The 18880-nt window shown below is 69.3% G+C and carries 23 protein-coding genes; 5 read left to right on the top strand and 18 right to left on the bottom strand.

Annotated features, from left to right (window positions below; genetic code table 11):
- The first annotated feature begins 21 nt into the window (after positions 1-21).
- Positions 22-405 carry a VOC family protein gene (locus tag OG570_RS09665; RefSeq protein WP_247060037.1) on the top strand — a complete coding sequence of 128 codons (384 nt, stop codon included), beginning with the start codon at positions 22-24 and terminating at the stop codon, positions 403-405.
- Here OG570_RS09665 and OG570_RS09660 read toward each other — a convergent pair.
- On the bottom strand, positions 392-1720 hold the full coding sequence (locus OG570_RS09660; RefSeq protein WP_326956285.1) for an aspartate aminotransferase family protein: 1329 nt from the start codon (positions 1718-1720) through the stop codon (positions 392-394). The genes OG570_RS09665 and OG570_RS09660 overlap by 14 nt on opposite strands.
- 87 nt (positions 1721-1807) lie before the next feature.
- Between OG570_RS09660 and OG570_RS09655 the strand changes: the two genes are divergently transcribed.
- A complete protein-coding gene (locus OG570_RS09655) occupies positions 1808-2719 on the top strand; it encodes a LysR family transcriptional regulator (RefSeq protein ID WP_326956284.1) in 912 nt (303 codons plus the stop codon).
- Between the two features lie 4 nt (positions 2720-2723).
- Positions 2724-4874, top strand: coding sequence for a carbamoyltransferase HypF (gene hypF / locus OG570_RS09650; RefSeq protein ID WP_326956283.1), 2151 nt, complete (start codon positions 2724-2726; stop codon positions 4872-4874).
- Here hypF and hypB read toward each other — a convergent pair.
- The 16 genes from hypB to OG570_RS09575 are packed head-to-tail and all read right to left on the bottom strand — an operon-like array spanning position 4831 to position 16348.
- Entirely contained in the window at positions 4831-5529 is a 699-nt protein-coding gene (hypB, locus tag OG570_RS09645) for a hydrogenase nickel incorporation protein HypB (protein ID WP_326956282.1), read from the bottom strand. The genes hypF and hypB overlap by 44 nt on opposite strands.
- A gap of 1 nt (position 5530) precedes the next feature.
- Entirely contained in the window at positions 5531-5860 is a 330-nt protein-coding gene (locus tag OG570_RS09640; protein WP_326956281.1) for a hydrogenase maturation nickel metallochaperone HypA/HybF, read from the bottom strand.
- Complete coding sequence (gene hypE / locus OG570_RS09635; RefSeq protein WP_326959949.1) at positions 5861-6937, bottom strand: hydrogenase expression/formation protein HypE; 1077 nt, start codon at positions 6935-6937, stop codon at positions 5861-5863. It lies immediately after the preceding gene.
- A gap of 25 nt (positions 6938-6962) precedes the next feature.
- Positions 6963-8099, bottom strand: coding sequence for a hydrogenase formation protein HypD (gene hypD / locus OG570_RS09630; RefSeq protein ID WP_326956280.1), 1137 nt, complete (start codon positions 8097-8099; stop codon positions 6963-6965).
- 8 nt (positions 8100-8107) lie between these two features.
- Entirely contained in the window at positions 8108-8380 is a 273-nt protein-coding gene (locus OG570_RS09625; RefSeq protein ID WP_323329030.1) for a HypC/HybG/HupF family hydrogenase formation chaperone, read from the bottom strand.
- 4 nt (positions 8381-8384) lie between these two features.
- Positions 8385-8489, bottom strand: coding sequence for a DUF6893 family small protein (locus OG570_RS48255; protein WP_410619149.1), 105 nt, complete (start codon positions 8487-8489; stop codon positions 8385-8387).
- Positions 8490-8492: 3 nt separating this feature from the next.
- Positions 8493-9005: a hydrogenase maturation protease gene (locus tag OG570_RS09620; RefSeq protein ID WP_326956279.1), complete on the bottom strand. Its 513-nt coding sequence runs from the start codon at positions 9003-9005 to the stop codon at positions 8493-8495.
- On the bottom strand, positions 9002-10177 hold the full coding sequence (locus tag OG570_RS09615; protein ID WP_326956278.1) for a hypothetical protein: 1176 nt from the start codon (positions 10175-10177) through the stop codon (positions 9002-9004). The genes OG570_RS09620 and OG570_RS09615 overlap by 4 nt, the downstream gene beginning before the upstream one ends.
- A complete protein-coding gene (locus tag OG570_RS09610) occupies positions 10174-10803 on the bottom strand; it encodes a DUF6084 family protein (RefSeq protein WP_326956277.1) in 630 nt (209 codons plus the stop codon). The genes OG570_RS09615 and OG570_RS09610 overlap by 4 nt, the downstream gene beginning before the upstream one ends.
- On the bottom strand, positions 10796-11413 hold the full coding sequence (locus OG570_RS09605) for a DUF5947 family protein (RefSeq protein WP_326945682.1): 618 nt from the start codon (positions 11411-11413) through the stop codon (positions 10796-10798). The genes OG570_RS09610 and OG570_RS09605 overlap by 8 nt, the downstream gene beginning before the upstream one ends.
- On the bottom strand, positions 11410-11943 hold the full coding sequence (locus OG570_RS09600) for a NifU family protein (RefSeq protein WP_326956276.1): 534 nt from the start codon (positions 11941-11943) through the stop codon (positions 11410-11412). The genes OG570_RS09605 and OG570_RS09600 overlap by 4 nt, the downstream gene beginning before the upstream one ends.
- Positions 11943-13727 (bottom strand): nickel-dependent hydrogenase large subunit, encoded by a 1785-nt coding sequence (locus OG570_RS09595; protein WP_326945684.1) that lies wholly within the window; start codon positions 13725-13727, stop codon positions 11943-11945. The genes OG570_RS09600 and OG570_RS09595 overlap by 1 nt, the downstream gene beginning before the upstream one ends.
- A 13-nt stretch (positions 13728-13740) precedes the next feature.
- Positions 13741-14790, bottom strand: coding sequence for a hydrogenase expression protein HypE (locus tag OG570_RS09590; protein WP_326945685.1), 1050 nt, complete (start codon positions 14788-14790; stop codon positions 13741-13743).
- Entirely contained in the window at positions 14787-15476 is a 690-nt protein-coding gene (locus tag OG570_RS09585) for a D-sedoheptulose-7-phosphate isomerase (RefSeq protein WP_326956275.1), read from the bottom strand. The genes OG570_RS09590 and OG570_RS09585 overlap by 4 nt, the downstream gene beginning before the upstream one ends.
- A gap of 18 nt (positions 15477-15494) precedes the next feature.
- Entirely contained in the window at positions 15495-15731 is a 237-nt protein-coding gene (locus tag OG570_RS09580; RefSeq protein WP_326945687.1) for a HypC/HybG/HupF family hydrogenase formation chaperone, read from the bottom strand.
- Positions 15728-16348 (bottom strand): D-sedoheptulose-7-phosphate isomerase, encoded by a 621-nt coding sequence (locus OG570_RS09575; RefSeq protein ID WP_326956274.1) that lies wholly within the window; start codon positions 16346-16348, stop codon positions 15728-15730. The genes OG570_RS09580 and OG570_RS09575 overlap by 4 nt, the downstream gene beginning before the upstream one ends.
- 204 nt (positions 16349-16552) lie before the next feature.
- On the opposite strand from OG570_RS09575, the gene OG570_RS09570 reads away from it, so the two are divergent.
- Together OG570_RS09570 and OG570_RS09565 are read left to right on the top strand one after the other, a co-directional pair.
- Entirely contained in the window at positions 16553-17290 is a 738-nt protein-coding gene (locus OG570_RS09570) for a DddA-like double-stranded DNA deaminase toxin (protein WP_326956273.1), read from the top strand.
- The gene (locus tag OG570_RS09565) at positions 17287-17685 is read left to right on the top strand and encodes an Imm1 family immunity protein (RefSeq protein ID WP_326956272.1); all 399 of its coding nucleotides are present in this window, start codon (positions 17287-17289) and stop codon (positions 17683-17685) included. Before OG570_RS09570 ends, OG570_RS09565 begins: the two co-directional genes overlap by 4 nt.
- 7 nt (positions 17686-17692) lie before the next feature.
- Here OG570_RS09565 and OG570_RS09560 read toward each other — a convergent pair whose 3' ends face one another.
- A complete protein-coding gene (locus OG570_RS09560; protein WP_247060041.1) occupies positions 17693-18748 on the bottom strand; it encodes an SEL1-like repeat protein in 1056 nt (351 codons plus the stop codon).
- Positions 18749-18880: the final 132 nt, after the last annotated feature.

Raw genomic sequence — 18880 nt, 5'->3', positions numbered from 1 at the left:
ATCGGTTCTAACGTCGTCGGCATGACCACACAGATCGCCTCGCTGCGCATCATCACCGACGACGTCGCCCGGCTCGTCGGCTTCTACGAGCACGTCACCGGCCTGCCGGCGACCTGGGCCACGCCGGACTTCGCCGAGGTCGCGACGCCGGCGTTCACCCTCGCCATCGGCAGCACGCGGACGGTCGGGATCTTCAGCCCGGGCTCGGCGCGGCCGGCCGACAACCACAGCGCGATCATCGAGTTCCTCGTCGACGACGTCGACGCCGAGTACGCCCGGCTCAAGCAGGGCGAGATCGAGTTCGTCACCGAGCCCACGACGATGCCCTGGGGCAACCGGTCGCTGCTCCTCCGCGACCCGGACGGCACGCTGGTCAACCTCTTCAGGCCGGTCAAAGCGTCTTGACGGCGTCTCCGATCGCCTCGTCGAGGATGGCCAGGCCGAGGGAGATCTCCTCTTCGGACGCCGTCAGCGGCGGGGCGATCCGGAACACCCCGCCCATGCCGGGCAGCTGCACGATGTTCATGTGCAGCCCCAGTTCGAGGCAGCGGCTGGTGACGCGCGCGCCCAGTTCGTCCGAGCTGCGCTTGGTTTCGCGGTCCACGACCAGTTCCAGCCCGGCCAGCAGCCCGCGGCCGCGGATGTCGCCGACGACCTCGTGCCGGTGCGCGATGCGCTCGAGGCCGTGCCGGAGCAGGCCGCCCAGCTGCAGCGCGCGCTCGTCGAGGCGGTCGCGGGTCAGGACGCCGAGCACGGTGTTGCCGACCGCGGCCGGCAGCGGGTCGGCGACGTGCGTGGTGAAGAACAGGAACCCGCGGTCGTGCGCCTCCTGCTCGATCTCGGCGCTGGTCAGCACCGCGGCCAGCGGCAGGCCGGCACCGAGCGTCTTGGAGAGCGTGAGGATGTCGGGGACGACGCCGTCGCGCTCGAAGGCGTACCAGTTGCCGGTGCGGCAGAGGCCGGTCTGGGCCTCGTCGACGATCAGCAGCATGCCGCGCTCGCGGCACTTTTCCCGCAGCGCGGCGAAGTAGCCCGGCGGCGGCTCGATGATGCCGCCGGAGCTGAGGATCGGCTCGACGAGGCACGCGGCCAGGCTGCCGACCGACTGCGCGTCGATCATCTCGAAGCCGAAGTCGAGCTGCCGCCGCCAGTCCAGTTCGCCGTCGGCGCCGGTGAAGTCCGGCCGGTAGCGGTTGGGCGCCGGGATGGCGAAGTTGCCGGGCGCGGCCGGGCCGTACCCCTTGCGGCCGGCGCTGTAGGTGGCGCTCGCCGCGGCCTGCGTCATGCCGTGCCACGACCGGGCGAACGAGACGATCTCGTGCTTGCCGGTGACGAGCTTGGCCAGCCGGATCGCGGCCTCGTTGGACTCGGCCCCGGTGGTCAGCAGGAGGGCCTTCTCCAGCGGCGCCGGGAGCGTCTCGGCGAGGCGGCGCGCGAGGTCGACGACCGGGCGGCTCAGCATGCCGCTGAACAGGTGATCGAGCTTCCCGACCTGCCGCCGGACGGTGTCGACGATCTCCGGGTGCGAGTGCCCGAGGATCGCGCTCATCTGGCCGGAGGTGAAGTCGAGGATCCGGCGGCCGTCTTCGGTGAAGACGAAGCTGCCTTCGGCGTGGTCGATGATCTCGTGGGTGAAGGCGCCGCCGTAGCGGACCAGGTGCTTGTCGGCGTCGGCCCAGAAGGCGTCTGCGGAGGTGGTCTCGTAAGTCGGAGCAGCCATGCCCTCGACGGTAGGTCCGGTCCGAGCGTCACGTCCATCTCACAATTCCGACTTTCTTGTTCGGTTTGACTGCACAACAATGAGTCGATGTTGAACCCGTGGCGCCTGCGGCTGCTGAGCCGGCTCGACACCCTGGGCACGGTCCGCGCGGTCGCGCAGGACGCGAACCTGAGCGCGTCGAGCGTGTCGCAGCAGCTGGCCGTGCTCGAAGCGGAAACCCGCACCCAGCTGCTGGAACGCACCGGCCGCCGGGTCCGGCTGACGCCCGCGGGCCTGATGCTGGCGCGGCGCGCGCGGGCGATCCTCGACCACATGGACACGGTCGAGGCGGAGCTGCGCGGCCTCGGCGACGAGCCGGTCGGCCTGGTGCGGCTGGGCGCGTTCCAGAGCGCGATCCACACGATGGCGGTCCCGGCGGTGACTCGGCTCGCGGCGACGTACCCGCACCTGGACGTCGAGCTCCTGGAGCTGGAACCGCACGAGAGCATCCCCGCCCTGCGCGGCGGCGACGCGGACGTGATCATCACGACGACGGACTTCGTCGAGCTGCCCCTGGGCCCGGACCTGGACATCGTCCCGCTGGCCACCGACCCGATCGTGCTGGTGACGGCCTCGGGAGGCCCGCCCGTCTCCCTGGCGGCGTTCGCGGACGAGCCGTGGGCGCTGGACGTCCCGCAGTCGTACATGGCGAACCTGACGCTGAGGCTGTGCCGCGAGTCCGGTTTCGAGCCGCGGGTGGTGTGCCGCTTCGCCAACTACCTGATGACGCTGCAGCACGTCGAGGCCGGCCTGTCGATCGCGCTGCTCCCGGGCCTGGCGGTGGACCGCCGCTACCGGGTGGCAACGCGAGAGCTGACGACCCCGGTGAACCGCACGATCGTGGCGGCGGTGCGCCGCGGGTCGCCGCTGCGAGCGGCGGTGAACGTGGTGCTGGAAGCGTTGCGACAGCAGCCGGACCTCCCGGCACTGGCCGAATGGTCCGGTGCAGGCGCAGACTGAGCGCGTGCGGGTGGCCGTCCGGGTGTTCGGGGTTGTGCAGGGGGTGGGATTTCGGCCCTTCGTGCACCAGCTCGCCTCGCGGCTCGAGCTTTCCGGCTTTGTGGGAAACGACGTTCGCGGGGTTTTCGCCGAGGTCGAAGGGGAGGCCGTCGAGGCTTTTCTGGCGGCGCTCAAGGCCGAAGCGCCGCCACTTGCTGTTGTCGACGAGGTGCAGGTCCGGGAAATCGCGACGAAGGGTGACGTCGGGTTCGTCATCGTCGAGAGCCCGGGTGGGGGTGTTGCCGACACGCTGATCTCCGCCGACTCTGCCACCTGCGAAGACTGCCTGCGTGAGGTGGGGGATCCGGCTGATCGGCGCTACCGGTACCCGTTCATCAACTGCACCAACTGCGGACCCCGGTTCACCATTGTCACCGGGGTTCCCTACGACCGGCCGTTCACGACCATGGCCGGGTTCGAGATGTGCGCCGAGTGCAAGCGGGAGTACGAAGACCCCGGCGACCGGCGGTTTCACGCCCAGCCCGTCTGTTGTCCGGTTTGTGGGCCCATTTTGCGGTTCGAGCCCGGGGGCGGTGACGCGATCCAGAAAGCTGCCGCGGCACTGGCGCAAGGTGCCGTTCTGGCTGTGAAGGGGCTTGGGGGTTATCACCTCGCTGTCGGCGCTCGGCATGAAGAGGCGGCTCGGAAGCTGCGTGCGAGGAAACATCGGGAGGACAAGCCCTTTGCCGTGATGGTCGCCGATTTGGGGCAGGCCAGGGAACTCGCCGAGGTGAGCGAGGCCGCGGAAACGGCGTTGACTGGTCGGCAAAGGCCTATTGTCCTGCTGCCCAAGTGGGGGGAGCTGGCACAGGCTGTCGCGCCGGGGAATCGGCGGATCGGGGTCATGCTGCCCTATACCCCGCTGCACCATCTCCTGCTCCAAGAGACCGGGCCGATCGTGCTGACCAGCGCCAATGTCTCCGATGAGCCCATCGTCTACCGGGATGAAGAACTCGGGCGGCTCGATAAAATCGCCGACGCCTTTCTCATCCATGATCGGCCCATTCACATCCGGACCGACGATTCCGTGGTGCGGATAGTGCGGAACCGGGAACAGCTGCAACGGCGTTCGCGTGGTTACGCGCCGGAGCCGGTCACCCTCAAACAGCCCGCGAAGCAGCACCTCCTCGGCTGTGGCGCCGAACTCAAGAACACCTTCTGCCTCGCCAAGGGGCGGCACGCCTTTCTCTCGCACCACATCGGCGACCTCGAGAACTACGAGACGCTCAAGTCGTTCACCGAAGGCATCACGCACTTCGAACGGCTCTTCGCCGTCGATCCCGTGCTCGTCGCGCACGATCTGCACCCCGAGTACCTGTCCACGAAATACGCCCTCGAACAGGACGTCGAGCTGCTGGGCGTCCAGCACCACCACGCCCACATCGCTTCCTGCCTGGCCGACAACGGCGAAGACGGCCCGGTGCTCGGCGTCGCCTTCGACGGGACCGGATTCGGGCCCGACGGCACCATCTGGGGCGGCGAGTTCCTCCTCGCCGATCTGAGCAGCTACCAGCGCCTGACGCATCTCCGAACGGTGGCGATGCCCGGTGGAGCACAAGCCATCCGGCAGCCCTGGCGGATGGCCGCGTCCTATGTGGACGCGCTCGGGCGGCCGGCGCGAGAAGACGTCGTCAAGCTCATCCGCAGCGGCCTCAACTCACCGCTGACGTCCAGTGCCGGACGGCTCTTCGACGCCGCCGCCGCGTTGCTCGGCGTCCGGGACCAGGTCAACTACGAAGGCCAGGCCGCCATCGAGCTGGAACAGCTGGCCGATCCGGCCGAAACGACCGCGTACCGGGCGCGCATCGACGACGTCGTCCACGGCGAGGACCTCATCGCCGCTCTGCTGGACGACCGCGGCTCACGGGCTGCGAGGGCCGCGCGGTTCCACAACGGCGTCGCCGACGTCATCGCCCGGACCTGCGACCGGTTTCGCGAGCACAGCACCACCGTCGCGTTGTCCGGTGGGGTGTTCCAGAACGTCCTGCTGCTCGATCGGACCGTGGAACAGCTGGAACAGAAGGGCTTCCGCGTGCTGACCCACCGGCGGGTGCCGACGAACGACGGCGGGATCAGCCTCGGCCAGGTCGCCGTAGCCAGTCGTACCACTCGGTGAGGCCGTCGCCGCGGGTGGCGCTGACCTGGAGAATCGACGCCGTCGGGTTCACCCGCCGCGTATCGCGCGTGAACTCGTCGACGTCGAAGTCGACGTACGGCAGCAGGTCGACCTTGTTCAGCAGCACCAGGTCCGTCGCGGCGAACATGTGCGGGTACTTCAGCGGCTTGCCCGGCCCCTCGGTCACCGAGAGGATCACCACGCGCGCCGCCTCGCCGAGGTCGAACAACGCCGGGCAGACCAGGTTGCCGACGTTCTCGATGAACAGCATCGACCCGCGCGCGGGCGACAGCGAGTGCAGCGCCCGGTGCAGCATCGACGCGTCCAGGTGGCAGCCGGCGCCGGTGTTGATCTGGACGACCGGCGCGCCCGTGGCCTTGATGCGCTCGGCGTCGAGCAGCGTCTCCTGATCGCCTTCGATCACCGCGCACGGCGTGTCCAGGAAAGAGATGGTGCGCTCCAGCAGCGTCGTCTTCCCGGCGCCCGGCGAACTCATCAGGTTGATCGCGAAGACGTCCGACGCCCGCAGGTGCGTGCGGTTGTGGGCCGCGAGGTCGTCGTTCTTCGCCAGGATGTCCTGCTCCAGCACCACGGTGTGGCTCTGGTCGGTGAGCCGGACGTCAGTGGTGTCGGAACAGCCGCAGGTGTCGCACATTTCAGACCACCTCTACCGATGTGATGCGCAGTTCGCGCCCGGCCAGCACTTCGACGTTCGCGCTGGTGCACGGGCAGAGCAGGATGAAGTCGTCCAGGGTGAACTCGGCGCCGCAGTCGCGGCAGCGCGCCCGCCCGGACGGCTCGTCGATCTCCAGCCGGGCGCCGTCGAGCGACGTCCCGCTGCACAGGACGTCGAAGCAGAAGCGGACGCTGTCCGGCACCACGCCGGACAGCCGCCCGATCTCCAGCCGCACGCCGGTCACCGTCGCGTCGCCCAGCTTGGCGACGATCGCGTCGACGACCGACTGCGTGATCGACATCTCGTGCATTCAGCAGATCCTCGGCAGCGGGTCCCCGACCAGCAGGTCCACGATCCGGGTGCCGCCGAACGCGGTGTTCAGCAGCACCAGGCCCGGCGGGTCGTCGGCGACGCGCCCGATGATCGCCGCGTCCGCGCCCAGCGGGTGGGCGCGCAACGCGGCCAGCGCGTCCGACGCCTGCGCGCCGTCGACGACGACCACGATCCGGCCTTCGCACGCGACGTACAGCGGGTCGATGCCGAGCAGCTCGGACGCGCCGCGCACCTCGGTCCGGACCGGGACGGCCTTCTCGTCGACGACCACCGCCACGTCGGCCGCCTTGGCGATCTCGTTGAGGATCGTCGCGACGCCGCCGCGGGTCGCGTCCCGCATCGCGCGCACGCCCGGCACCGCGGCCAGCAGGCCGGCGACCAGGTCGTGCACCGGCGCGGTGTCGGACTCCAGGTCGGCGTCGATGTCGAGCTCGCCGCGGGCCAGCATGATCGTGACGCCGTGGTCGCCGATCGGCCCGGAGACGAGGACGGCGTCTCCGGGCCTCACGGTGGCCACCCCGAGGCCGGTGCGCGTGAGCACGCCGACCCCCGCTGTGTTGATGTAAACGCCGTCGGCCTTCCCGCGTTGGACGACTTTGGTGTCACCGGTGACGATCTGGACGTCGGCCGCGGCGGCCGCCGCCTTCATCGACTCGACGATCTTCAGCAGGTCCTCGACCGGGAAACCCTCTTCGAGGATGAACCCCGCGGTCAGGTACAGCGGCCGCGCGCCGGAGACGGCCAGGTCGTTTACCGTGCCGTTGATCGCCAGGTCACCGATGTTGCCGCCGGGGAAGAACAGCGGCGAGACGACGTACGAGTCCGTCGTCAGGGCGAGGCGGGCGTCGCCGATCGTCAACGTCGCCGCGTCTTCCAGTGGCTCCAGCAGCGGGTTGCGGAACGCGTCGAGGAAGACGGCCTCGATCAGCGTCTGCGTCGCCTTGCCGCCCGCGCCGTGCGACAGCGTGATGCGCTCCTCACGGACCTTCGCGCGCCGGCGGCGGGCGCGGTCGATCCGGTCGAGCACCTGCTGCTCGCGGTCGGACGTCGTCATCGGCACCGGGATCGTCGAGCGCCGCTCAGACGTGCTCATGCCGGCTCGCCTCCCGGACGCGCGTGCGGCTGAACCGCCCGAAGTTGTAGTACGCCGCGCAGGCGCCTTCGGGCGAGACCATGCACGTCCCGATCGGCGTCTCCGGCGTGCACGCGGTGCCGAACACCTTGCACTCCCACGGTTTCAGCACGCCCTTGAGCACCTCGCCGCACTGGCACGCCTTCGGGTCGGCGACGCGCAGGCCGGGGATCTCGAAGATCCGCTCGGCGTCGAAGGACGCGTACTTCTCGCGGACGGCCATCGCCGAGTGCGAGATGAACCCGAGGCCGCGCCACTCGAAGTACGGCCGCAGCTCCATGACCTCGTTGATCGCCTTCAGCGCGACCATGTTCCCGTTCCACGGCACGACGCGCGAGTACTGGTTCTCGACTTCCGAGCGCTTCTCGGACAGCTGCACCATCAGCATGTAGATCGACTGCAGGATGTCGAGCGGCTCGAAGCCGGCGACGACCACGGGCTTGCCGTAGTCGCGCGCGATGAACTCGTACGGCCGGCAGCCGATCACCGTCGAGACGTGGCCGGGGCCGATGAAGCCGTCGAGCCGCAGGTCGGGGGAGTCGAGGATGGCCTTGATCGCCGGGATGATCGTGACGTGGTTGGCGAAGACCGAGAAGTTCTCGATGCCCTCGGCCGCCGCGCGCAGCAGCGTCATCGCGGTGGACGGCGTGGTCGTCTCGAAGCCGATGGCCATGAACACGACGCGCAGGTCCGGGTTCTGCCGGGCGATCTTCAGCGAGTCCAGCGGCGAGTACACCATCCGGATGTTGGTGCCCTCGGCGTTCGAGTCGAAGAAGTTCCCGCCGGACCCGGGCACGCGCATCATGTCGCCGAACGACGTCATGAGCACGCCGGGCTGCCGCGCGATGTGGATGGCGTCGTCGACGCGCCCCATCGGGATCACGCACACCGGACAGCCGGGCCCGTGCACCAGCGTGACGCTCTCGGGCAGGTAGTCCTCCAGGCCGTGCTTGTAGATGGTGTGCGTGTGCCCGCCGCAGACCTCCATGAACTTGTACTGGCGGCCCGGCTCGCACAGCGACGTGATCTTCGCGGACAGCGCCCGCGCCTTCTCCGCGTCGCGGAACTCGTCGACGAAACGCATGACGTCTCCTATTCGATCTGCGATTCCAGCAACGCGGCCATTTCGTCCTCGTACGCCTTGCCGATGCTTTCGAGGAAGTCCAGCGCGGCCGCGGCCTCCGCTTCGTCTATTTTGGACAGTGCGAAGCCGACGTGGATGAGGATCCAGTCGCCCGGCTTCGGCGGGTCGTCGTCGAGCAGGCCGATGTTGATGAGCCGCTTGACGCCGCTGACCGAGACTTTCGCGAGGTCCGGTCGATCCTCGCTGATCTCGATGATTTCGCCCGGAATCCCGAGGCACACGGCCTTACATCCGGCTCATCTCGAGGTACCGCCGGACGTCGGGCTCGACCAGCTTGACGACGAAGGCCGCCCCGCCGATCAGCACGAGCAGCAACAACAGACGTTTCATGCGTCAGACCTCCGTGGTCTCCTTGGCGGGCGGCGTTTTGGCAGGCAGAGCCGGGCTGGTGCCCCAGGCGAGTTCGGTGACGGCGCGGACCGCGGCCGGAATAGCCCCTGTTACTTCGGGCGACAGCCCGATGCCCTCTTCGAGGCACGCGGGTTCGCAGCCGACGATCAGCACCCGCCCGGCGTCCCCGCCGAGCAGCCGCAGCAGCCGGAACACCGCCTCGGGCTGCATGCCGTGCGCGTCTATCGAGGCCGACGCCGCCAGGTCGTCGACGTCGGCTTCGATGAGCGAGAGCGTGCCGGGCGGCTTCCCGTGCGGGGTGGCGTCGAGCAGGATGGTCGTGTCGTAGCCGCCCAGCAGGTCGTAGGCCAGGTGCAAACCCGCGATGCCGTAGTCGGCGATCTGCACCCACTCCGGCAGTTCGGTGCCTTCCAGCTCTTTGATCACCTCGACGCCGAAGCCGTCGTCGCTCAGGAAGATGTTGCCGATGCCCGCCACCAGCACTCGTGGCCTCATTCCGCGACCTCCAATGGCTCGATCTCGTCGGGGGAGAAGTACCGGAACCGGCCGTGCGTGGTCTGCAGGTCGGCGGCCGGGTCGTCGTCGAGGGTGACGGCGACGTACCGCACACCGTCCACATCGGACAGCACGTTCCGGACCGTGGCGGTCAGCCCGGCGAGGAACATGTCCTGGGCGTCGGTCCCGCGCAGGTTCGGCCGCAGCCGCACCTTCGACCCGGCGGTGACGTCGACGCCCGCGACGGTCACCGTCTCGGGCTCGGGCTCCCTGGTGGCCGGCCGCACGGACCGGACCGCGCCGTGCAGCCGTTCGAGCAGCTCCGGCGGCATCGCGTCGACCCGGTCGACGATCGCCGCCGCGCGCGGGTCGGTGGCCCGGGCCTGGCGTTTCTCCTCGTCGGTCAGGGTCATCGTGCGCAGCGTGAGGATCTCGTCGATCTCGGTGCCGTCGAAGAGGTCACCCGGGCTTTCCGGCGCGATCGCCGGGTCGTCGTAGAGGATGATCGGCGACGCGAGCACCACCGTGCTGCGCGAGGTGTCGCCGATCAGCACCGGCCAGAGCCGTTCTTGCCGGCAGGCTTCGACGGCGGGTTTCGCCCACTCCGGCGGGTCCAGCATCGACAGGAAGTGCCCGGTGTCGACGCCGAGCACGAGGTGGGCGGCGAGCAGCGCGTGCCGGAGAGCGTGCTCGCGGACGCCGTCGGAGGGCCACGACGTCGTGTTGCGCAGCTCGACGTGCAGCCGGGTGCCGCCGAACGGCCCGTCGAGCGGGTCGGCCCGGGCGGTGAGGGTGCCGGACAGCTCGTTCGAGCCCGGCACGTCGCCGGGCACCTGGAACGCCGTCTCGACCGGGAGCTCCGAAAGCGGCAGCTCGAAGTCGATCTCCTGCTCGACGGCCTCGTCCCACGTGCTGTCGGGGTCGACCCGCGTCCGCGCCTGCAGGAACCGCAGCTTGACGTGCAGGATCGTGTGCGCCAGCGGCTCCAGCAGGCACTCGACGCGCGCCGACGCGTGCTCGCCGATGTCGGCCGAGGCGTACGACGGCGGCATCAGCACACCCCACTGCCAGCGCACCTTGTTCTTCCCGGCCGACGCGCGGTACGGGTAGAGCAGGTAGCCCTCGTAGAGGACGGCGTCACCGACCGCGCGGGCCTGTTCGAGGACGTTCACGGCTCACCGGCCAGCAGTCGTTCCATCGCCGCTTCCCAGGTCGGGATGGCGTGCCGCGCCTTGTACTTGAGCAGCGCGTCCACCGTCTCCTTGGGCAGCTTGATCCACGCGACGTTCGGGAAGTAGCGCTCGACCAGCTCGTCCCACACCTTCACCGGCATCCGGTACTCGGCCTGGGCGTGCCACGGCACCTGCTCCACCCAGAACCCGGGCCCGCCCTTGCCGAACACCGTGCCGCTGAACAGCAGCACCATCGGCACGACGCCCTCGGTCAGCGCGTGGAAGTACTTGCCGGCCGCCACTTCCAGGTCGTAGGTGCACGGGACCTCGGCGTCGATCTCGGTGGCGCCGGTGAAGCCGGGCACCGCCACCGACACCGTCGTGAACTGGAACGGCTTCAGCGTCTCGCCCCACCGGGAGCGGTCGCCGAAGAGGTGGGTGAGCAGCTCGGACTCGTCGTCGGCGTAACGGCGCCGCTGCGGCTCGATGCGGATCTGGACGCGCAGCACCATCGCGTGGATCGGCTGCCCGGACAGCTCGCTGATCCGCAGCTTGAACGCCAGTGTCGGCGACGCCGCGTACTTCAGCGGCTGGACGTCGACGCAGTCGAAAGTCAGCTCAGCCATCCGCCACGACCTCACTGCGTTCCCGCAGACTCGCGAAGAAACCGTCGATGGCCTCGTGCGCCTCGGTGCCGCCGTCGAAGCCGCGCCACGTCGTCCGCACGATGCCGACCAGCTCGTAACAGACGTCGATCGGCACCAGGAAACACTCGAAACCCAGGTCGAGCTGGTTCAGCAGCAACGCTTCGACGTCCTCGGCGACGTCGGCGAACGCCGGGGTATCGGCCAGCAGCTCGTCCCAGGTGCCGAGCGGCAGGAGCGACTCGGTCGCCCCCGCCGGGCTCGGGTAGAACGCGACCGTCCGGTCCTGCACCGAGTTGCGGAACAGGAACGCCGTCTTCACCGGGATCCCCGCCGTCTCCCACAACGCGGCGCCGGGGGAGAACCGCGGCGCGTGCCGGAACCGCTGCGGCACCGCGCGGTGCCGCTTCCCGCCCGCGCCGCGGTGGGTGAAGAGCAGGTAGCAGCCCCGGCAAGAGCACATGATCGCCCGGGACTCCAGGTCGATGACGTGCCCGTGCTCCGCGCCGATCGGCTCGGCGCACAGCTCGCACCGCTCGCCGGGCGCCGTCCGCTGGACGGGGTTGCGGAACCTGCGCAGTCCGCCCGTCACACCGGCTCCGCGGGGACCGGGCACTCGAGCGCTTCCAGCGGCAGCAGCGGACGTCCGCCAGGGCCGGTCTGCTCGGGCACGACGCCGGCGACGTGGACGTCGGAGATCTCCGGCGCCGCCTCCCGCACCACCTTCTCGATGGCGTACTTCGCGGTGACGGTCGACGACGGGCAGCCGTCGCACGTGCCCTGCAGCTGCAGGCTGAGCACGCCGTCGGCGTCGATCCCGACCAGCTCGACGTCGCCGGCGTGCGAGCCCAGGTAGGGCCGGACCTTGTCGAGCGCCTCGGCGACGCGCTCGTGCGTGGACTTCGGGTGCAGGTCGTGCAGGACGAGCAGGCCCCGGACGTGCTCGTCCTCGGCCAGCCGGTCCAGCAGCGGACGGTCGACGATCTCCACGATCCGTTCCAGCCCCGCGCCGTAGAATTCGAGCAGCGTGTGGACGAGGTCCTCGGCGACCTCGGCGTCCGGGCCGGAGAACTCGCCCAGCAGCCGCTCGATCCGCTCCCCGACCTGGCCGACGTCGGTCATCAGGCGATCTCCCCGCCGAACGCGTGCGGGGTGTGCAGCCGCTCGACGACCTTGCCCTTGCCGGTGTACATGTGGACGCCGCAGGGCAGGCACGGGTCGAAGCTGCGGACCGCGCGCATGATGTCGATGCCCTTGAAGTTCTCCTGCGTGTTCTCCTCGAAGATCGGCGTGTTCTGCACGGCGTCCTCGTACGGCCCCGGCGTGCCGAAGCTGTCGCGGACGCTGCCGTTCCACGGCGTCGGCGGGTACGGGTGGTAGTTCGCGATCTTGCCGCCCTTGATCACCATGTGGTGCGACAGCACGCCGCGCACCGCCTCGGTGAAGCCGCAGCTCACACCCTCGTCCGGGACCTTGAACGGCTCCCACGTCTTCGTGTTGCCCTTGCGGACCTCACCGAGGGCCTGCTCGGCGAAGTGCAGGGCCATCGCGGCCGAGTACGCCTGGAAGTACGTCCGCGCGCGGTTGCGCTCGAGCGCGTTGCTCCACTGCGGGATCTTCCACTCGAAGCTGACCGCGGGCTTGGTCGCCGTGCGCGGCAGGTCGATCGTCACGCTGTGCCCGGTCGACTTGACGTACGGCGTGTCGACGAGCCCGGCGAGCGCCGTCACCCACAGGCGTGCGATCGGGCCGCCGCCGGTGTCGAGGGCGAGGTGGTCCTTGCCGTCGAACCAGCGCGGCGACATCGTCCACGAGTACTTGCTGTCGAAGTCGCGCTTGGCCGGGCGCGGGATGGTGTGCTGGTTCCACGGGTGGCGCTGGTCGACGGGGTTGCCGAGCGGGTCCTGCGTGACGAACATCGGCTGGTCGGCCCAGTCCTCGTAGAACGAGCTGCCGAGCAGGATCCGGATGCCGAGGTTGATGTCGAGCAGGCTGGTGGTGACGAGCTTGCCGTCGACGACGATCCCGGGCGTCACGTACATCTTCCGGCCCCAGGACTCCATGTTCTCGTAGCTGAAGTCGCAGTACTCCGGGTTGTTCAGGCTGCCCCAGCAGCCGAGCAGGACGCGGCGCCGGCCGACCTCTTCGTAGCCGGGGATGGCTTCGTAGAAGAAGTCGAACAGGTCGTCGTGCATCGGCAGGCAGCGCTTCATGAACTCGACGTAGCGCATCAGCCGGGTCAGGTAGTCGGTGAACAGCTGCACGGTGGCGACCGTGCCGACGCCGCCCGGGTACAGCGTCGACGGGTGGACGTGCCTGCCCTCCATCAGGCAGAACATCTCGCGCGTGCTCCGGGAGACCTGCAACGCCTCGCGGTAGAACTCGCCCTCCAGCGGGTTCAGCGAGCGCATGATGTCGCCGATGGTCTTGAAGCCGTGGTCACGCGCGTGCGGCGCTTCGGTGCGGTTGGCCTGCTCCAGGACGCCGGGGTTGGTCTCGGCGACCATCTTCTCGCAGTAGTCGACCCCGACCAGGTTCTCCTGGAAGATGTTGTGGTCGAACATGTACTCGGCGGCCTCGCCGAGGTTGAGGATCCACTCGCCCAGGTGCGGCGGGCGGACGCCGTAGGCCATGTTCTGCGCGTAGACCGAGCACGTCGCGTGGTTGTCGCCGCAGATCCCGCAGATCCGGCTGGTGATGAAGTGCGCGTCGCGCGGGTCCTTGCCCTTCATGAAGATGCTGTAGCCGCGGAAGACCGACGACGTGCTGTGGCACTCGACGACGCGCTTGGCCGCCCAGTCGATCTTCGTGTAGATCCCGAGGCTGCCGACGATCCGGGTGATCGGGTCCCACGCCATCTCGACGAGGTCGGTCCGGCCCTTGGTGCTGATGCCCTTGTCCGTCATCTGCCGATCCCTTTCAGCGCCAAGACGACTTGTAGCCGGTGTCGAGCTTCTTTCCCTTGTGCCGCCACTTGGGCTCGTTGTCGATCTTGCGTTCGGTGATCTTCCGCAGCCGCCGGATCACCGAGCCGTACGCGCCGCTGGCCAGCGACGACACGTGCGCGCCCGGGGGCTCGTCCATGAACGGCATGAACTTGTCCGGGAAGCCGGGCATGGTGCAGCCGATGCAGATGCCGCCGACGTTCGGGCAGCCGCCGACGCCGTTGATCCAGCCGCGCTTGGGCACGTTGCACTTCACGACCGGGCCCCAGCAACCCAGCTTGACCAGGCACTTCGGGGAGCCGTACTCGTCGGCGAACTCGCCCTGCTCGTAGTAGCCGCCGCGGTCACAGCCCTCGTGCACGGTCGCGCCGAAGAGCCACTGCGGCCGCAGGTGGTCGTCGAGCGGGATCATCGGCGCCTGGCCGGCGGCCTGGTACAGCAGGTAGACGATGGTCTCGGACAGGTTGTCCGGGTGGGTCGGGCAGCCGGGCACGCAGACGATCGGGATGCCGGCGCCGGACTTCCAGTCCCAGCCCAGGTAGTCGGGCACGCCCATGGCGCCGGTCGGATTGCCCTCCATCGCGTGGATGCCGCCGTAGGTGGCGCAGGTGCCGACGGCCAGCACCGCCAGCGCCTTGGGCGTCAGCCGGTCCAGCCACTCGCTGGTCGTCATCGGCTGGCCGGTCTCGGGGTTGTTCCCGAAGCCGCACCAGTAGCCCTCTTCCTTGATCGCTTCGTTCGGGATCGACCCCTCGACGACCAGAACGAACGGGTCCAGCTCACCGCGGTCGGCCTTGTGGAACCACTCGATGAACGTGTCGGCCCCCGTCTCGGGGCCGCATTCGAAGTCGATCAACGGCCAGTGGACCGCGATCTTCGGCAGGCCGGGCAACGCGCCGAGGACGATTTCCTCGATGCTCGGTTGCGTCGCGGCGGTCAGCGCGACGGAGTCGCCGTCGCACGACAGGCCGGCGTTGATCCAGAGGATGTGGATGGGCTTCTCTTCTTGCTGGGCATGCGTCACGGCTGATCAACCCCGAAGTCGTCGAGCGCGCCGAGGGTCAGTTCCCACAGCGCGTGGTAAAGGGTCGTCTGGGCTTCCTGGATGCGGTGCACGGATGGCGACGGGACGACGAAGAGGTGGTCGATGCTGTCCAGCTCGGCCATCTTCCCGCCGTCGTAGCCGGCGATGCCGACCGTCACCATGCCGCGCCGGGCGGCCTCGTCGAAGGCGCGCAACAGGTTCGCGGAGTTCCCGCTGGTGGACAGGCCCACCGCGATGTCGCCGGCCCGGCCGAACGCGGCCAGCTGGCGGGCGAACACGACGTCGAACCCGATGTCGTTGGAGAGGGCGGTCACCACCGCGATGTCGTTCGTCAACCCGAAGGCGGGCAACGGTTTCGCCGCACCCGCCGGGCTCAGGAACAGGCTGGCGAGGTCCTGCGCGTCGGTCGAGCTGCCACCGTTGCCGAACGCGAGCAGCCGGCCGCCGCCCGCGAACGCGCGGGCGACGTCCTGCACGCAGGCGAACAGCCGCTCGCGATCGGCCGCCAGCACCCGGGCGCGCAGCGCGACGATCTCGTGCACCTTGTCCACAGTGGACTTTTCGACCTGATCGAGGACGGCGTCGACATCACCGGCACCCGCGTAGAGGAACGGGTACAGCGCTTCGAGACCGTCCGCGCCCACGGGGGTGTGTTCCCGCGACATGGCGCGTCAACTCCTCGGCTAGGAATTCTCCAGGCGAGCGATGGCTTCTCCGGCGTGCACCAGGATTCGGTCGCCGACACCGGCCGAGACCAGCGCCACGCTCACCTCTTCCCGGCCGGAGCCGGTTTCCACAACTGCGAACCCGAGGTCCAGGAGTTCGACTACGGTCACCTCGACCGCGGTGTCCGAGCAGGTGATGCACACCCCGTCGTGGCAGACGGGGGTAGCCGCTCTGTCGGCGTCACTGGCGCTCATGACGCCACCTCCGCGGTGAGCACGCCCGGTTGTTCGAAGAAGACGTGCACGAGCTCCCACAGAACGTGGTAGGTCGTCACGTGTACCTCCTTGACGACGCGAGGGTCGTCCGAGTGAGCGGTGAAGACGTGGTCCAGCCCAGTAGTCGCGGCAATCGCGCCGCCGTTACCACCGGTCAGGGCGACGGTGAGCATGCCGAGGTCACGGGCCGTCTCGAGGGCGCGCCGGACGTTGCCGCACTCGCCGTCGGTGGAGATGCCCAGCGCGATGTCGGCCGGCTCGCCGAGGATCCGCAGCTGGTGGGCGAAGACGTCGTCGAGCCCCGCGCGGCTGGCGACGCCGGTGACCGTCGCGACGTCGGCGGTCAGCGAGAGGGCGGGCAGCGCGCGCTTCCCGACGATCACCGGGTGCACGAACTCCACGGCCACGTGCTGGGCGTCGGTGCTCGGGCCGCCGTTCCCGAAGACGACGAGCTTGCCGCCGCGGTGGAAGCGCCGGGCCATGCCGTGACACGCCAGCGCGACCTTGCGCGCGTCGTCGGCCAGCGCGAGGACCGGCGCCTCGCGGCGCGCGAACAGCGCGTCGACGGAGTCGGGGTGATTCGGTGACCACGGCATCGCGGCACTTCCTCGGGAGCTGCTCGGTGGTGGGAGCTTCCCCAGGCTAGAGGTGTGAGTTGGATCACACAATAGATCTACTCGGGTGATTCGTGGTCCGTGCTGGTGCTCGTGGTCGTTTCGAGCCTGCTCCGCCCGGGTGCATGCCCTCCCCTGCCAGCAGGTATGCGTGCCAACCTCGAAGGACCGAGGCGGGGAGGCCGGGTGTCCGACGTCGAGAAATTCGCAGCCGAACTCGACGTGGTCGTGGAAAGGGTCGAACGCGCGATCGCGGCGATGGCGAAGGCCGGTGCCGGCCTTGACGAGGCTGCGACGGATCTCGCGAAGGTGACGCAGGGAACAAAGGCGCTGTCGGTGGAACAAGCCCAGGCATTCGTTGTCGAAGCCCGTCGAGGCATTTCCGCCCTGTCCGCTCGGCTCGACACGGTTTCGCGAAATCTGGCCGCATATCGTGTGGATCTGGCCGGACCGCCGGTCGTCGCACCCATTCCGGCGAAACCGCCCGTCGAGCCGGCGACGGTCACGGCGTCCCGCGCCGAGTTGCCGCCGCCTGTGCGGGTCGGCAAAGGGGACAAGACCCACGGACTCTGGTCCGCCGCCGGTTCCGGGGAACAGTCCAGGTTACTGATCAGCGGCAAGCGAAAGACCGACGAAGAAGATCCCGACGAGCCGAGTTTCGCCGAGGTGCAGGCGTATTTCCGCAAGATCGGCTTGCCGCCGTACGCGATCGCATCACACGTCGAGGCCAAGCTTGCGGTCCGGATGGCGAAGACCGGGCTTCGTGATGTCACGGTTACCCTGAATCACGTTCCGTGCCCCGGTAAGGGTGGCTGTGACGAAGAGCTGGAGAACATCTTGCCGAATGGGTTCAGCCTGAGCGTCTACGGCGAATCGGGGGACGGTAAGAGATTCTTCAAGCGTTATACGGGGAGATCCAAGTGATACTCGAGGCGTACTACGCCGGGCACACGGACCGCCCGGCCGTGGTGGCGACCGCTGCCGAACTGGCCGCGGCGCTGGATGCGGTCGCGGCGCTGGAGGGGCCGCAGATCGTCCAGCTGTGGGTGGACGGCGACAAGACGAAGCCCAACCTGATGGTGGGACTCCACGGTGACCGCGGGATCCTCCGCTACGCGGATGCCGATCAGGCGTTTTGCAGCTCGGGTGGGGAATTTTCGTTGCCGGAGTGGGGCGAGGTCATTTACTACCTCGCCACCGGCGAGTTCGAGTTCCCCGATGACGCCGAGCTGCCGGACGAGGACGTCCGGAGCGCGGCGTTCGCTTTCCTTGCCTCGGGTGGTGCGCGTCCCGCGGGCGTCGCGTGGGCTGAGGAGTAGGCCGGCATCAGTGTTGGTGCTCGTGGTCGCCCTGGGCGTGCTCCGCCCGGGCCAGCCACAGTTCGGCCTCATGGGCGGCCCCTCGTGACCGGAGCATCCGGGCCAGGCTGAGCATGCCCTGGACGTCTCCCGTTTCGGCCGCGCGGCGGAACCACTGCTCGGCTTCCGAGAGGTCTTCGCGGTGCTCGGCGAGGTGCCCGAGGTTGGTCAGGGCCGGGACGCTGCCGTGCTCGGCGGCCTTGCGGTACCAAGCGGCGGCCTCACCCTCGTCGCCGCGGTTGCGGGCCAGGACGCCGAGGTTCGTCATCGCCGCCGGGTCGCCGCGCTCGGCGGCGTCGAGGTACCAGTTCTCGGCCTCTTCGAGGTCGCCGCGGCGGTGCAGCAGCAGCCCGAGCCGGACGATCGCCTCGACGTTGCCGCCGGTCGCGCCCTGCCGGTACCACGTCTCGGCGTCGCTGGGCCGGCCCAGCCGCTCGGCCTGCCGGCCCAGCTGGCACGCGCCCCCGAGGTCGCCGGCCAGCACGGCCGCGCGCCACCACCGGGCGGCCTCCGCCGCCTGGCCGCGGTCGCGCAGCAGGATGCCCAGGTCGATCATCGCGCCGGTGTAGCCCGCGTCGGAGGCCTGCCGCAGCCACGACTCGGCCTCTTCGGTCTTGCCCTGTTCACGCAGGAGGTGCCCCAGCGCGGCCATCGAGGACAGGTCGCCGGTGCGCGCGGCCGCGCCGAACCAGTGCTGGGCGTCGTCGCGCTTGCCCCGCCGTTCGTAGGAGCGGGCGAGGTTCAGCATCCCGTGCGGGTCGCCGGCCAGCGCCGCCTCGTGCCACCAGCGCTCGGCCTCCTCCAGGAGGCCGCGCTCGTTGAGCAGGTGCGCCAGCGCCGTCATCGACGTGCGGTCACCGCCCATGGCGGCCCTGCGGTACCACGACTCGGCCTCGATGAGCTCCCCGCGCTCGCGCATCGCCGCACCCATCCGGGCCATGGCGACGACGTTGCCGCCTTCGGCGGCCTTGCGCTGCACGTAGTCGTCGAAGCTCGAGTTCCACTTCTTTAGCCGACCGGGCATCGGCCTGCTCCCTCCGGCTGGTCCTTGCTCCGGTAGTCGCAGTTCATGGGCCCGATGTGACATCTCAGCTAGGGGTGGGCGAGATCACATTCGCGCCAGGCGGTCGTGTCGACGCGGTTTTCCCACGTCGAC

Source organism: Amycolatopsis sp. NBC_01286, assembly GCF_035982555.1.
GTDB lineage: Bacteria > Actinomycetota > Actinomycetes > Mycobacteriales > Pseudonocardiaceae > Amycolatopsis.
Note: the sequence above shows the minus strand (reverse complement) of the source record. Positions and strands in the feature narration are given on the sequence as shown.

Excerpts from the sequence above, each read along its gene's own strand:
- OG570_RS09665 (WP_247060037.1), top strand. The coding sequence starts at position 22 with ATGACCACACAGATCGCCTCGCTGCGCATCATCACCGACGACGTCGCC.
- OG570_RS09660 (WP_326956285.1), bottom strand. The coding sequence starts at position 1,720 with ATGGCTGCTCCGACTTACGAGACCACCTCCGCAGACGCCTTCTGGGCC.
- OG570_RS09655 (WP_326956284.1), top strand. The coding sequence starts at position 1,808 with ATGTTGAACCCGTGGCGCCTGCGGCTGCTGAGCCGGCTCGACACCCTG.
- hypB (WP_326956282.1), bottom strand. The coding sequence starts at position 5,529 with ATGTGCGACACCTGCGGCTGTTCCGACACCACTGACGTCCGGCTCACC.
- OG570_RS09640 (WP_326956281.1), bottom strand. The coding sequence starts at position 5,860 with ATGCACGAGATGTCGATCACGCAGTCGGTCGTCGACGCGATCGTCGCC.
- hypE (WP_326959949.1), bottom strand. The coding sequence starts at position 6,937 with ATGACGACGTCCGACCGCGAGCAGCAGGTGCTCGACCGGATCGACCGC.
- hypD (WP_326956280.1), bottom strand. The coding sequence starts at position 8,099 with ATGCGTTTCGTCGACGAGTTCCGCGACGCGGAGAAGGCGCGGGCGCTG.
- OG570_RS48255 (WP_410619149.1), bottom strand. The coding sequence starts at position 8,489 with ATGAAACGTCTGTTGTTGCTGCTCGTGCTGATCGGCGGGGCGGCCTTC.
- OG570_RS09620 (WP_326956279.1), bottom strand. The coding sequence starts at position 9,005 with ATGAGGCCACGAGTGCTGGTGGCGGGCATCGGCAACATCTTCCTGAGC.
- OG570_RS09610 (WP_326956277.1), bottom strand. The coding sequence starts at position 10,803 with ATGGCTGAGCTGACTTTCGACTGCGTCGACGTCCAGCCGCTGAAGTAC.
- OG570_RS09600 (WP_326956276.1), bottom strand. The coding sequence starts at position 11,943 with ATGACCGACGTCGGCCAGGTCGGGGAGCGGATCGAGCGGCTGCTGGGC.
- OG570_RS09595 (WP_326945684.1), bottom strand. The coding sequence starts at position 13,727 with ATGACGGACAAGGGCATCAGCACCAAGGGCCGGACCGACCTCGTCGAG.
- OG570_RS09585 (WP_326956275.1), bottom strand. The coding sequence starts at position 15,476 with ATGTCGCGGGAACACACCCCCGTGGGCGCGGACGGTCTCGAAGCGCTG.
- OG570_RS09580 (WP_326945687.1), bottom strand. The coding sequence starts at position 15,731 with ATGAGCGCCAGTGACGCCGACAGAGCGGCTACCCCCGTCTGCCACGAC.
- OG570_RS09575 (WP_326956274.1), bottom strand. The coding sequence starts at position 16,348 with ATGCCGTGGTCACCGAATCACCCCGACTCCGTCGACGCGCTGTTCGCG.
- OG570_RS09560 (WP_247060041.1), bottom strand. The coding sequence starts at position 18,748 with ATGCCCGGTCGGCTAAAGAAGTGGAACTCGAGCTTCGACGACTACGTG.